Here is a 12,849-nt window from a genome sequence, read left to right on the forward strand (position 1 = left end):
TCGATGAAGACCAGAGCGGTAAGGCGGTGGGTCGCCGCGACCGCGGTGGGGGTGCTCGGGGCGGGTCTGCTCGTCGGCTGCTCCGCCGACGGACGCGAGACCATCCGCTTCACCTTCAGCAAGCGTGAGGCGCTGACATTCATGAACGACGTGGTCGCCCGATACAACGCCTCGCAGGACAAGGTGCGGGTCGAGATGGACGCCTCGGGCGTCGACGTCGTCTCAGCCAGCTTCGTTCGCGGCAACCCGCCCGACATCATGCTCGCCAACTACAACTACGAGGTCGCCCGCTTCGTGCAGCGCTGCGCGCTGAGCGACCTCGGCGACACCGCCGCCGCGGCCAGCGTCCGCGAGGACCTGCAGCCGCTCATGAACCAGTACGGCTCGTGCGAGGGACGCACGAGCGCCCTGCCGTACTCGGTGATGGCGGCATCGGTGATCTACAACACGCAGATCTTCGACCAGCTCGGCCTCTCGGTCCCCACCACGTGGGACGAGCTCATCCGGGTGTCCGACACGCTGAAGCAGAACGGCATCACACCCTTCTACGGCACCTTCAAAGACGACTGGACCGTCGCCCAGGGCTGGTACGACTACGCGGTCGGAGGCTCCCTCGACGTCGTCGACTTCTTCGACTCCCTCGCCGCCGAGGGCGACCAGGTCGGCCCCGACTCGACGGTCTCGTTCGCCAAGGACTTCACCGAGCCGATGCAGCGCATGCTCGACCTGGCGGAGAACTACACCAACGCGGATGCCGAGAGCCGCGCCTACGGCGACGGCAACCTCGCCTTCGCCCAGGGCGAGGCGGCCATGTACCTGCAAGGGCCGTGGGCCCTCGGCGAGATCGCCAAGACCTCGCCCGACCTGCCCGTGGGGACGTTCCCTCTTCCGATGACCGACGACCCCGCCGACCTCAAGGTCCGCGTCAACATGGACCTCGCGGCCATCATCCCCGAGGCCTCCCGGCACCAGGACGCCGCGCGCGACTTCCTCGAGTACCTCTATCAGCCCGAGGTGATCGAGGCCTACAACGAGTCGCAGCTCGGCTTCGCGCCGACCACGGACGCGCCCTCGCCGAGCGACCCGCGCGTGGCCGGGATGATCCCCTCCTACGACGAGGGGCGCATCTACCAGGGCGCCTCGGTGCTGGTGCCCAAGACCATCCCCACCTTCAGCTACGCCCAGGCGATGATCTTCGGCGCCTCGCCCGAGAGCACCCTGCGCACCATGGACGAGGACTGGTCGCGCCTGGCGTTCCGCCAGCCCCCGGCTTCGACGAACGACGCCGCTGGCGAGGAGGCCGCGCGATGACCACGACCACGACCATCGTGACGGGCGGCAAGGCGACCGCGCGTCGCAGCACCCGCCGCGTCGAGCCGATCTACTACCTGTTCCTGCTGCCGACGCTCGCGCTGTTCACCCTGGCGATCACGATCCCCGGGATGATCGGCATCTTCTTCAGCTTCACCGACTCGATCGGGCTGGGGGAGTGGAACTTCACCGGGCTGACCAACTACATCGCGATCTTCAGCGACCCGGCGATCCTCCAGGCGTACCTGTTCACGTTCGGCTTCTCCATCGCCACCGTGATCGTCGTCAACGTGGCGGCCTTCCTGCTCGCGGTGGGGCTGACGGCACGGATCCGTTTCATCAAGGCGCTGCGGACCGTGTTCGTCATCCCGATGGTCATCTCGGGCATCATCATCGCCTACGTCTTCAATTTCCTGTTCAGCAACTCGGTCCCCGAGGCCGGAGCCGCTCTCGGCATCCCGTGGCTGGAGACGAGCCTGCTCGCCAACCCCGACCTCGCCTGGGTCGCCATCGTGATCGTCACCGCGTGGCAGGCGATCCCGGGCACGCTCCTGATCTACATCGCGGGGCTGCTCGCGGTGCCCGGCGACGTCTACGAGGCCGCGGGCCTGGACGGCGCGAGCAAGACGCAGCAGCTTCTGCGCATCACCCTGCCCCTGGTCGCCGGATACGTGGTCATCAACGTCATCCTCGGCTTCAAGGGATTCCTCAACGCGTACGACATCATCGTGGGCCTCACCGGAGGAGGACCCGGCACCGCCACCCGCAGCGTCGCGATGTCGATCATCCTCGGCTTCAACGGAGGCGACTACGCCTACCAGATGGCCAACGCCGCGCTCTTCTTCGTCGTCGCCGTCGTCATCTCGCTGCTGCAGCTGTCGGTCACCCGCGGAAGGAACACCCTGTCATGACCGCTCTCAATCAGCCCGCGCTCGCTTTCGAGCAGGCCGAGCTCACCGTCCCCGACCGCACGCGTCCCGATGCCCCGCGTCGCCGCACTCGCCGGGTCGGCAGCGAGCGCACCAACTGGTCGACGACGACCATCCTGATGCTCTGCTCGCTGACCGTTCTGCTGCCGCTGTACGTCACGGTCTCGATGGCGTTGAAGAGCGGCGCCCAGGTCGTCGACGGGAATGCGTTCTCGTTCCCCTCCCCGATCAGCTTCGACGGCTTCGTGCAGGCGTGGACCCTGACGAAGTTCCCGGTGGGGCTCGCGATGTCTCTGCTGGTCACGGCCGGCACGGTCGCCGCCACCATCATCCTCGCCGCGTTCGCGTCCTACGCGATCGCCCGCAACTGGGAGCGCAAGCTCTTCCGGTACTCGTTCTTCTACCTGCTCGCGGCGATGTTCATCCCCTTCCCGGTGATCGCCCTGCCGCAGATCCAGTTGACCGGTCGCCTCGGACTGGACAACCCGTTCGGGGTGATCATCCTCGCCACGATGTTCCAGCTGAGCTTCAGCGTGCTGCTGTTCACGGCGTTCCTGCGCTCGATCCCCCTGGAGCTCGAAGAGAGCGCCCGCATCGACGGGGCGACGACGTGGCAGACGTTCTGGCGGCTCATCTTCCCCCTGCTCGCGCCGATGAGCGCGACGGTCGGCATCTTCGCGTTCCTCTACGCGTGGAACGACTTCATGATGCCCTCGCTCATCATCAGCGACCCGGCACTGCAGACGCTCCCCGTCCGGCAGAACCTGTTCCAGACGCAGTTCAGCAACAACTACAACGTCGCCTTCGCCTCGTACCTCATGGCCATGGCTCCCGCGATCGTCGCCTACCTGTTCACCCAGCGCTGGGTGATGGCCGGTGTGACGCAGGGCGCCGTCAAGGGCTGACCGACCACCCCCTCGAAAGGACAACCGTGACCACCGTCGCACCCTCCCCGCACGCCCGCGACCTCTCCGACGCCCCCGACTGGTGGCGCCAGGCCGTGGTGTACCAGGTCTATCCCCGCAGCTTCGCCGACACGAACGGCGACGGTCTGGGCGACATCCCCGGCATCACTTCGCGGGTTGCGTACCTCGCCGAATTGGGGGTGGATGCCGTCTGGCTCAGCCCCTTCTACCCCTCGGCCCTCGCCGACGGCGGCTACGACGTGGCCGACTACCGCGACGTCGACCCGCGGCTGGGGACCCTGGCCGACATGGACGAACTCATCGCGCAGCTGCACGCGCACGGCATCCGCGTCGTCGTCGACATCGTGCCGAACCACACCTCCGACAAGCACGCGTGGTTCCAGGAGGCCCTGGCCGCCGGTCGCGGCTCCGCCGCGCGCGAGCGGTACATCTTCCGCGAGGGCACCGGTCCCGACGGCTCCGAGCCGCCCACGGACTGGGTGTCGGTGTTCGGCGGGTCGGCGTGGGAGCGGGTCTCCGACGGGCAGTGGTACTTCCACAACTTCGACGTGTCGCAGCCCGACCTGAACTGGGCGAACCCCGAGGTGCGCGCCGACTTCCTCACGACGCTGCGGTTTTGGAGCGACCGCGGGGTGGACGGCTTCCGCGTCGACGTGGCCCACATGCTCACCAAGGACCTCAGCGAGCCGCTGCCGTCGCGGGCCGAACTCGACGCGATGCCCATCGACGGGAACCACCCGTTGATCGACCGCGACGACGTGCAGGAGGTCTACGCCGAGTGGCGGGCGGTCTTCGACGAGTACGACCCGCCGCGCACCGCCGTCGCCGAGGCCTGGGTGCACCCCTCGCGCGTGCCGCTCTACGCGAGCGCGGCGAGCCTCGGTCAGTCGTTCAACTTCGACCTGCTCGAAGCCGACTTCGACGCCGGGCAGTTCCGCCGCATCGTCGCCGACAACCTCGCCCTGGCGGCGGAGTCGGGCTCATCGACGACGTGGGTGCTGTCGAACCACGACGTCGTGCGCCACGCCACCCGCTACGGTCTGCCGGACGCCGAGCGCGGTGCGGACGGCCGACCCACCCTCAAGCACGGGAACGAGTGGCTGCTCTCGGGCGGCCGAACCCCCGCGCTCGACGCGGAGCGTGGCGAGCGTCGTGCCCGCGCCGCCGCGCTGTTCCTGCTCGGGCTGCCGGGGTCGGCGTACCTGTACCAGGGCGAGGAGCTCGGTCTGCACGAGGTGGCCGACATCCCCGACGCCGAGCGGCAGGACCCCACGTTCTTCCGCAGCCCCGGCGTCGACCTGGGGCGGGACGGATGCCGGGTCCCTCTGCCCTGGACCGCGTCCGACACCGCGTTCGGCTTCGGTACGGGGGGTGCGCACCTGTCGCAGCCGGAGTGGTTCGCCCGGTACGCCGTCGACGCCGAGGACGGCGTCCCCGGCTCGACGCTGGAGCTCTATCGCCGGGCGCTCGCGCTGCGGCACGAGCTCCAGACCGCCGAGGAGCTGGCCTGGACCGATGGTTCGAGCGACGATGTGGTGGGGTTCGAGCGCCCCGGCGGCTGGGTCGTCGTCACCAACTTCGGCGCGGAGCCGGTCGCGCTCCCCGCTGGCGAGGTGCTGGTGTCGAGTCGGCTGCTCGAGGGCGACGAGCTGCCGGCCGAGACGACGGTCTGGCTGCGTCGCGCCTGACCCCCACGTGAGTGTCCAAGACACCCGGACCGGATGCCCCGGCACTCCAGGTGTCTTGGACACCCGACACCCCTCAGCCGGTCCGCACCCACCCGTCGCCGCATCTCTCGATCGCCCCGGCCGCGGCGAAGGCGTCCAGCCATCCGCCCATCGGCCAGGAGCCCCACCGGCCGTGGAACGTCGCGCCGTTGCGGAGGATGTCGTCGAGGTGCTGCCACGGCGGAGAAGACACCGGATGCCATTGGTGGAACGCATCCGCCCCGCCCACCCAGCGCAGCTCGACGCCGTCGGCGCGCGCGGTCCAGGCCAGGTCGGTGTCTTCGGCGCCATACCCCTCGTATCCGGGGTGGAAACCTCCGATACGGGCCCAGGTCGCGGGCGTCACCGCGAACGACAGCGACCAGAACAGGTCGAACTCGGTCGCGGTCGCCGCCCGGGTCGCGCCCGGCGCGAGGGCCGGACGCGCGCGGTGGGGGCGCACCAGGAAGGGCAGGTCGGCGGCCCGCTCAGGACGTTGGACGCTCGCCAGGTAGGTCACGGCTCCGGCCAGCAGGGCTCCGGGGTGAGCGGCGGCTGCGGCGCGGTAGGCCGGAAGCAACCCCGGCCCGGGCAGGCAGTCCACGTCCAGGAACACCAGCAGGTCGGCCCCGGCGTCGAGCGCGGCGTCGGCAGCCCGGTTGCGCCCCTCGCCGACCCGGAGTCCGTGCGGACCCGGCGGGACGTGGATCGTGCGGGTCTCGGCGTCCGGGACGACTTCCGGGGCCGTCTCGTCGAGCCAGGCCTCGACGCGCACGATGTCCTCGGCGACCTCTGCCAGCACGCGCCGCTGGCGCTCGAGGTGTTCGCGACGTGCGCGCGAGGCGACCGTGATGACAGCCGTCCTCACGGCAGCACCGCCTCGACGGCGGCGGCCATGCGCTGCGCCGCACCCGCCACCTGCCAGCGCTTCCAGTCGGGTGCGTCGCCGGCGGCGGTCTCGACGAGCTCGACCAGCTCGAGGGCCGGGACCGACGCGTCGGCCCGGTGCGCCAACCGCCAGCGCTCGAGGGCCGCCGCGGTGTGCTCCTGCTCGGCGAAGGGGCGTTCCTGCGCGATGACGACGGCGCGGACGCCCGCGACGGCGAGGTCGGCGACGCTGTTCTGCCCGGCGGCGCTGACGACGACGGTGCTGCGGGTGAGGAGAGGCCACGGGTCGTCGATCCGCGAGGCCGCGTCGTGTCCGATCGCCGTCACGCTCCACCCGCGATCCCGCAGTTGACGCGTCGCCTCGCGGCGTACCGCGGGCTCGAGCACACGACCGAGCAGCAGCACCGATCGGTCCTCGACCTCACCGCCGGCGTGGCGCCCGTCGAATCGCGAGATCCCGCCGGTCCAGACCACGCGATCACCGTGGGCCGTGAGGCCGTCGGTCCGTACGGCACCGTGCGGCCAGGGCGCGACGATGCGGTCGGCGAGGTCGTAGGCGAGGGCGTGCGGGGCGTCGGTGCGCGTCCCGGGCTGCGTCACAGCGATGGTGCGCAGGCCGAGAAGGCGCACGAGCGCGACCACCTCGGCGCTGACGTCCACGACGAACGCCTGCAGGTTCCGGTCCACCGTGGCCGCGGCGATCATCGCCAGTCGAGCGCGGTGTCCCGGGTGGGCGTGCGGAGCCCAGTGCAGTGAGCCGCGCGCGGTCGGGTCGGCGTCGCGGGGGTCGACGGTCGAGCCGTCGGGGCCGTCGAACGGGTCGGCGTCCGGGGGCAGCTCCACCCATTCCACGTCGGGGGCGAGTCCCGCGGGACGCGCCAGCGACGAGAACGCCACGACGGGGGCACGCAGGTGAGGGTGCACCGCGAGGAACCGCGCGACGTGACCGTAGCCGTGGTGGTGGACGTACCAGCCGATCACCACGACACCGCCGGCACCCGGCGGGCGACCGCGGGCTGCGCGGTGTGGGAGAGCACGCGCTCGACCTCGCGGTAGCGCTGCGCCAGGGAGTGCTGCCGGACGGCGGCCCGCCGTGTCCACACGCGCGTGAGGGGTTCGCGTGCCCCCTCCGCCGCCAAGCGCGACGCGGTCTGGGCGAGGGCGACCACGTCGCCGGCGGTGACGGTGGCCGAGCCGGGCATGCCGGCCAGCACCTCGGACACGCCGCCGATGTCGAAGGCCGCGACGGGGGTTCCCGTGGACAGGGCCTCGGCGATGACCAAGCCGAAGGGCTCCTCCCACATGGGCGTCACCAGCGCGACGGCCGATGACCCCACGAGGCGGCACAGGTCGGGTTGACGCAGAGGGCCCACGTAACGGGCGTGCGCACCCAGGCGCGGCACGATCTCCTGTTCGAAGTAGTCGACGTCGCCGATGCGGCCCGCCAGCCTGATGTGGGCGCCCGCGTGACGTGCGGCCTCGATGGCCAGGTGGGGGGCCTTTTCGGGCACGACTCGGCCGGACCACACCCACGAGGTCCCGCCGTCGCCGCGTACCCACTGATCGGTGTCGATGCCGTTGGGGAAGACGAACGCGTCCACCCCCTCGATGGACCACGCGCGGGCCGTCGCCTGACTGACGGCGACGAAGCGGTGCGGGCTGTCGCGCACCTGGGCGGCGGCCTCGAGCAGCGGTTCGAGGGGCGGTGTGTGCAGGGTGGTCACCACCGGGATGTCGGCCTCGCGGCTCCAGCGGATGGGGGCCGGATGCAGGCTGTGATTGTCGACCACGTCGTAGAGATGACGGTCGGCGAGCAGTCGGTCCCGCGCGGATTCGTAGGCCGTGTCGACGGCGTCGCCGTACCCCTCGGGGTAGTCGGTGTCGGACGCGTCCTCGGGTCGTGTCCATTCGGGAACCGGCAGGCGGAACTCCGGGACGTCGCCGAGGAAGTCGGAGCCCTCCGCCGCGCACAGGGTCACCTCGTGTCCGCGCTCGCGCAGCCACCGCACGCGATCCCACACGCAGGCTTCGAGACCACCCGCGTGCGGTTGACGCAGCGGGTACCGGCTGGGGGCGACGACGAGGATGCGCAACGGGCGCTGACCCCGGATCATGCCGCGTCCTCGGCCGACAGCGCCGAGCGGTACACGGCGAGGTGGGCTGCGCGGACGGCGTCTCGCTCGGCGGTGCGCTCCTCGCGTCGCCGAGCGACCTCCGCGGCGCGCCGCGGTGTTCCCGGGGTCGACCACGCGGGGTCGGTGGCCCCCACGATGGCCCGCGCGAGCGAGACGGGATCGCCGACGCCGAAGGTGTGGAAGTCGGCGGGGTGCTGGGCGGCCATGTGGCCCACGCGCGTACCGATGACCGGAACGGCCAGGTCATGGCACAGTTCCGCCCATCCCGACTGGGTGCCGTGGCGGTACGGCAGCAGGCACGCATCGAGCTCGGCGAGCCAGGCGGCGAGCTCGTCGTCGTCGAGTCGCGGACCGCGTTCGACCCGGACGCCGTCGGCATCGCGGGCGAGCAGATCGATGGATGCCGCGGCCTCGGCATCCCGGACCTTCTCGTTCAGCCGCACGACGCCCTCGACCCGGGCGCCCTGCGACCGCAGGTCGGCGATGGCCCGGACGAGAGTCGCGGTCGTCCCGACGCCGTCGATGTTGGGGCGCAGATCGCGGAGGTGGACGCCGACGCGGACGGCGTCGTGCCGGGTGCCGACCGGACGCTCGCCGTCGTCGAGCAGCGTCGGGTGGGCGATGACGATCGGGGTGCGCCCGGTGAGGCTCTCGACCTCGGCGGCGGCCGTGTCGGTCAGGGCGATGAGGATGTCGGCGTCCTGAGCGAGCACGGCGACCGAGGCGCGATGCGCGCGTTGATCGCTCAGCTGCGGGTTCTCGAGATCGTGCACCGTGTAGACCAGGGGGCGCCCGAGGGCGCGCAGTGTGGCCACCGTCTCGGCCAGCTCGGACGGGCTGTAGGACTCGATGCCGAAATGCACATGGACCAGGTCGAAATCATCGACGTTCGCGCGCAGCCAGGCGGGCAGCAGCACTTGCGGCGGCCACCACTGTCCGGCCGGGGCGCCCGGGGGCGGAGGATCGGCGAGCAGCTGGACGTGTTCCGGGTCGGTGACGGCGGCGACGTACGGGTGCGCCGACGGCACGGCGGCGACGCGGACCGGGGGGACGGTGGTGACGACGATCTTCTCTCCTCCTCGTGCGTGCGGGCATGGCGGTGCGCGTACCGCATCGCCAGGCACATCGCAATGCAACGGGGCGGTTGGGACGACGATGACACCGACGGATACGTTCACATCATGGGTGTCGAGACGGCGGGGGCGCAGAGCCTTGCGGACCACGACGACGTGCTGATAGCGCGCCGCGCCCACTACGCCGCGTTCCACGGCGATGTCGCCCCGCCCGAGGGGTACGGCGTCGTGGTGGGCAACTGCCAGGCAGAGTCCCTCCGCCTCGTCATCTCGTCCGAGGCGCTCCCCGCCGTGCGCGTGCCCGCGGTGCACGAGCTCACGACCGAGGACACCCGACGACTGCACCGACTCATCGCGGGGGCGGCGTTCCTCGTCGTCCAGCCCATCCGGGACGATTACCGGGGGATGCCGTTGGGCTCCGCTCAACTGCGCCGCTCGCTGCCCGCGTCGGCGCGCACCGTGACGGTCCCCGCGATCCGTTTCGCGGGTCTCCACCCGTTCCAGGCCGTGCTGCGGCTCCCGGATTTCCCCGAGGACCCGCCGCTGGTGGCCTATCACGACGTCCGGACGGTCGCCCGCGCCGCCGGCATCGATCTCGCCGCCTCTCTTCCTCCGGCCGCGGTCCGGGCGATCGCCGACGCGTCGCGCGCCGAGCTGCGACGCCGTGAGGGCCTCGGCCTCGACGTCGCGGCATCCGATCTTCTCGACCCGGTCGTCGAGGACCTCGCGCGCACCGTCAACCACCCGGGCAACGCGCTGTTCCTGCCGTTGGGGGAGCGCATCGTCGCGGCCCTCGGCGCCCCGGGGCGCGTCGTCGATCCCGGCCGTCCGATCCTCGCGTCCGTGCGGGCGCCGCTGGAGGACTGGGTCGTCGACGCCTGGGACCTCGGCACCGCTCCCCGCCCGGACTGGGTCGTCGGCGCGGAGGTCGTCCCCGCCGAGGTCGTCCGCGAGGCTCACACGGCCTACTACGCCGAGCGCCCCGCCCTCCTCGCCGCGGTCGTCGACCGGATGGCCCCGCTCATCCGCACCTGGAGCACCGCCCGATGAACACGATCACGGATGCCGCCCCGCCCGTCCTCCTCGTCCACCCCGGCACGCACGGGGTCGCCGTGTACGCGCGCGACACGGCGGCCGAGGTGGTGCGCCTCGACGACCGCGCACGGGTGGTCACCCCGGACGCCGTCGCCGCCCTCACGCCCGGGACGCCGGTGCACGCGCACGTGACCGACCGCCTGTGGGGCGCCTCGCCCGAAGAGGCGGCTCACCATGTGACGTCGCTCGCCGCGCGGCATCCGCTCACCGTCACCCTGCACGACGTCCCGCAGGAGTCCGACGGTCCGCGCAACCGCCCCCGGCGCGCGGCGTTCTACCGCGCCGTCGTCGAGGCCGCGCGCGGAGTGGTCGTCAACAGCGTGCACGAGCGCGACCTGCTGCGCGAAGAAGGCGTCTGGAGCGGCGCGGTCGGCGTGGTCCCCCTGCCGGTCGTCTCGGCGCGCGCCTCCCGCATCGACGAGGGGCACGACGACGCCGTCGGCGTCCTGGGGTACTTCTACCCAGGCAAGGGGCACGACGAGGCGCTGGCCGCGGCGGTCTCGGCGGGGCTCACTCGGCTGACGGTCCTCGGCCGTGCCTCCGACGGTCATGCCGCCGACCTCGAGGCCTTCGTCCGCCGGGCCGAGGGGCAGGGCGTCGCGGTCGAGGTGACCGGGTGGCTCGACGACGCCGACATGGCGGCGCGCGCGGCCCGCGTCGCCGTGCCCGTGATCGCCCACCGTCACGTCTCGGCGTCGGGCTCGCTGGCCTCGTGGGTCGGGTGGGGCCGATGCCCCGTGGCCGTGCGCAACCGCTACGTCGACGAGATGGCGGCGCTGCGGCCGGGCACGCTGACCGTCGTCGAGGCGGGCGACCTCGCCCGAGCGGTCACCGCGGCGCGCGCCGATTCCTCGTCGACGTGGCACGGGGCCGATCCCGTGCCGTTCGGCCGTACCGACGCCGCGCGTGCCTACGTGCGCTGGTGGAGCGGGGTATCCGCGTGATCCCTCCGGAATGGAATGACCGGATGCCGTGGGTCCCGGGCAACCGCTGGGATCTCGTCGCCCACCGGCAGCCGCATCCCCCGCGGGTCAGCGTCATCGTCACGCACTACGCCCAGCCCGACGAGCTGGCTCGCACGCTCGCGGCGCTCGCCCGACAGGACCACCCTCGCGAACTGCTCGAGATCATCGTCGCGGACGACGGCTCTCCGCAGGAGCCCGTCATACCCGAGGGGGTGCGCCTTGTGCGCCAGGACGACCTCGGCTTCCGCGCGGCCGCGGCCCGGAACCTGGGTGCTGCTGCCGCCACCGGCGACGTCCTCTGCTTCCTGGATGCCGACACCACCCCCGAACCCGCCTACGTCAGGCGGCTCTCCCGGTTGCCCGCTCTGCTGTCCGAGGCGGTGACGGTGGGACGCCGGCGCCACGCGGATCTGTCCGGAATTCCGGCCGACGAGCCGATCGAGGCGGTCGGCCCGGTGCACGAGCTGACCGAGCCCGAGTGGTTGCGCGAGGCGTACGAGCGCAGTGGGGATCTGCTGCACGCCGACGATCGGTCCTATCGCTACGTCATCAGCGCGGTCCTCGCGTGTTCGCGGTCGTTCTTTGACGAGGTGGGCGGCTTCGACGAGGCCTTCTCGTCCTATGGGGGAGAGGACTGGGAGTGGGCCCACCGGGCGTGGCAGTCGGGCGCCGTCCTCGCCCATGTCCCGGACGCGGTGGCGTGGCACGACGGTCCCGACTGGGCCGGTCGCGACGGCGTCGACCGCAGGGACGAGGGCAACCGCCAGAGTCTGCTGCTCTCGCGACGCATCCCCGTGGACGGGTCCGCCGCGCGGGGAGTGCTCTCCCGCGACGCGGATCTGCTGGTCGTGGTGCCCGGGACCCCCTCGCCCGCGGCGGCCTTCGTCTGCGCCGATTCCTTCCTCGCGGCCTTCCCCCGCTCCGCGGTGACGATGGATGCCATCCCCCCGGCTGCGGCTCTCGGCGGCGATCCGCGTATCTCGACCGGCTCCGGCGACATGGACGCGCGGATCGTCCTCCGCCTGCAGGCGCCCGCCGTGGTCCGGGAGCCGGACGCGTTGCGGTCGGCAGTGGCCGTGCTGGCGGACGGCGAGGTCGGACTGGTCCGGCTCATATCGCCAGAGGGGGACCTCGTCGGCGTTGCACGTTCGCGCCGGGCGATGCGCCGCGAGAGGCGATGGGGGACCTCTGCGGCTCATGCCTCCGAGAACACGGTGGTCTCGGGCCTGCATCTGATGAGACCCGACCCGCACGTCGAGGCGTGGCTCGGGGGATGGGGCGGGGTCGATCACTTCGTGTGACGGCACCGGGGAGGAGCGCGACACGCCCGGGGTGTGGTGTGGATTCGACGGGGGTGTGGTTCGGGCGTAAGTTATTACTTGTTCGCCCCACAGGGGAGAGCGGAGCGGCCGGAAGGCCCCGCGTCCACTCAAGTGGTGAACCGCCCCCGATCTGGATGTTGAGAGTTTCGGCTTTCTGGTCTAGTGTTGGGGTCCTGCCATTCGGCTTCTTCTCTCATTGTCTGCTCCTTGTGGGGTGTGGTGTGGGGTTGTGTGTCGGTGGTGTGGAGTGAACTGCCTCATGGGTTGGTCGTGATGACTGTGTCTGTGGGTGCGTCCGTTCCTTGAGAACTCAACAGCGTGCACTTGTCAAATGCCAATTTATTCCTCGTCGGTCTGACTTTTGTTGGATTACGAGAAATTCCTTTGGATCAAAGTCCAATCCTCTTTTTGGGGGTTGGCGTGAAATTCGTCAGTAATGATGTTTTTCTTTGGTCAGTTTCAAACTCGCTGCAGCATCGTTTTCCCGGTGTTGTGTGCA

At 71.1% G+C, this 12,849-nt stretch carries 12 protein-coding genes; 8 read left to right on the forward strand and 4 right to left on the reverse strand.

The window, feature by feature from the left end:
• Positions 1-3 precede the first annotated feature (3 nt).
• The 4 genes from QZ433_RS06920 to QZ433_RS06935 are packed head-to-tail and all read left to right on the forward strand — an operon-like array spanning position 4 to position 4,854.
• Positions 4-1,311 carry an extracellular solute-binding protein gene (locus QZ433_RS06920; protein WP_295781118.1) on the forward strand — a complete coding sequence of 436 codons (1,308 nt, stop codon included), beginning with the start codon at positions 4-6 and terminating at the stop codon, positions 1,309-1,311.
• Positions 1,308-2,222: a sugar ABC transporter permease gene (locus QZ433_RS06925; protein ID WP_295781122.1), complete on the forward strand. Its 915-nt coding sequence runs from the start codon at positions 1,308-1,310 to the stop codon at positions 2,220-2,222. The genes QZ433_RS06920 and QZ433_RS06925 overlap by 4 nt, the downstream gene beginning before the upstream one ends.
• Positions 2,219-3,145, forward strand: a complete 927-nt coding sequence (locus QZ433_RS06930; RefSeq protein ID WP_295781125.1) for a carbohydrate ABC transporter permease — start codon at positions 2,219-2,221, stop codon at positions 3,143-3,145. Before QZ433_RS06925 ends, QZ433_RS06930 begins: the two co-directional genes overlap by 4 nt.
• A gap of 26 nt (positions 3,146-3,171) precedes the next feature.
• Positions 3,172-4,854, forward strand: coding sequence for a glycoside hydrolase family 13 protein (locus QZ433_RS06935; protein ID WP_295781128.1), 1,683 nt, complete (start codon positions 3,172-3,174; stop codon positions 4,852-4,854).
• Between the two features lie 73 nt (positions 4,855-4,927).
• Here the strand turns inward: QZ433_RS06935 and QZ433_RS06940 are convergent, their stop codons facing one another.
• From QZ433_RS06940 to QZ433_RS06955, 4 genes are read right to left on the reverse strand one after another with little or no spacing between them, the layout of a single operon-like run.
• On the reverse strand, positions 4,928-5,740 hold the full coding sequence (locus tag QZ433_RS06940) for a galactosyltransferase-related protein (RefSeq protein WP_295781131.1): 813 nt from the start codon (positions 5,738-5,740) through the stop codon (positions 4,928-4,930).
• Positions 5,737-6,741, reverse strand: a complete 1,005-nt coding sequence (locus QZ433_RS06945) for a hypothetical protein (RefSeq protein WP_295781134.1) — start codon at positions 6,739-6,741, stop codon at positions 5,737-5,739. The genes QZ433_RS06940 and QZ433_RS06945 overlap by 4 nt, the downstream gene beginning before the upstream one ends.
• Complete coding sequence (locus QZ433_RS06950; RefSeq protein ID WP_295781137.1) at positions 6,738-7,874, reverse strand: glycosyltransferase; 1,137 nt, start codon at positions 7,872-7,874, stop codon at positions 6,738-6,740. Before QZ433_RS06950 ends, QZ433_RS06945 begins: the two co-directional genes overlap by 4 nt.
• Complete coding sequence (locus QZ433_RS06955; protein ID WP_295781138.1) at positions 7,871-9,019, reverse strand: glycosyltransferase; 1,149 nt, start codon at positions 9,017-9,019, stop codon at positions 7,871-7,873. The genes QZ433_RS06950 and QZ433_RS06955 overlap by 4 nt, the downstream gene beginning before the upstream one ends.
• Before the next feature lie 57 nt (positions 9,020-9,076).
• On the opposite strand from QZ433_RS06955, the gene QZ433_RS06960 reads away from it, so the two are divergent.
• The 4 genes from QZ433_RS06960 to QZ433_RS06975 form a co-directional block, all read left to right on the forward strand.
• Complete coding sequence (locus QZ433_RS06960; protein WP_295781141.1) at positions 9,077-10,018, forward strand: WcbI family polysaccharide biosynthesis putative acetyltransferase; 942 nt, start codon at positions 9,077-9,079, stop codon at positions 10,016-10,018.
• A complete protein-coding gene (locus QZ433_RS06965; RefSeq protein WP_295781144.1) occupies positions 10,015-11,007 on the forward strand; it encodes a hypothetical protein in 993 nt (330 codons plus the stop codon). The genes QZ433_RS06960 and QZ433_RS06965 overlap by 4 nt, the downstream gene beginning before the upstream one ends.
• Before the next feature lie 23 nt (positions 11,008-11,030).
• Complete coding sequence (locus QZ433_RS06970) at positions 11,031-12,329, forward strand: glycosyltransferase (RefSeq protein WP_295781147.1); 1,299 nt, start codon at positions 11,031-11,033, stop codon at positions 12,327-12,329.
• A 339-nt stretch (positions 12,330-12,668) separates the two neighbouring features.
• Positions 12,669-12,849, forward strand: a 181-nt coding sequence (locus QZ433_RS06975) for a hypothetical protein (RefSeq protein WP_295781151.1), incomplete at its 3' end; no start/stop codon positions are given.

The sequence above is a fragment of the uncultured Microbacterium sp. genome (assembly GCF_913776565.1).
Taxonomy (GTDB): Bacteria; Actinomycetota; Actinomycetes; order Actinomycetales; family Microbacteriaceae; genus Microbacterium.

Excerpts from the sequence above, each read along its gene's own strand:
- QZ433_RS06920 (WP_295781118.1), top strand. The coding sequence starts at position 4 with ATGAAGACCAGAGCGGTAAGGCGGTGGGTCGCCGCGACCGCGGTGGGG.
- QZ433_RS06925 (WP_295781122.1), top strand. The coding sequence starts at position 1,308 with ATGACCACGACCACGACCATCGTGACGGGCGGCAAGGCGACCGCGCGT.
- QZ433_RS06930 (WP_295781125.1), top strand. The coding sequence starts at position 2,219 with ATGACCGCTCTCAATCAGCCCGCGCTCGCTTTCGAGCAGGCCGAGCTC.
- QZ433_RS06950 (WP_295781137.1), bottom strand. The coding sequence starts at position 7,874 with ATGATCCGGGGTCAGCGCCCGTTGCGCATCCTCGTCGTCGCCCCCAGC.
- QZ433_RS06960 (WP_295781141.1), top strand. The coding sequence starts at position 9,077 with ATGGGTGTCGAGACGGCGGGGGCGCAGAGCCTTGCGGACCACGACGAC.
- QZ433_RS06965 (WP_295781144.1), top strand. The coding sequence starts at position 10,015 with ATGAACACGATCACGGATGCCGCCCCGCCCGTCCTCCTCGTCCACCCC.
- QZ433_RS06970 (WP_295781147.1), top strand. The coding sequence starts at position 11,031 with ATGCCGTGGGTCCCGGGCAACCGCTGGGATCTCGTCGCCCACCGGCAG.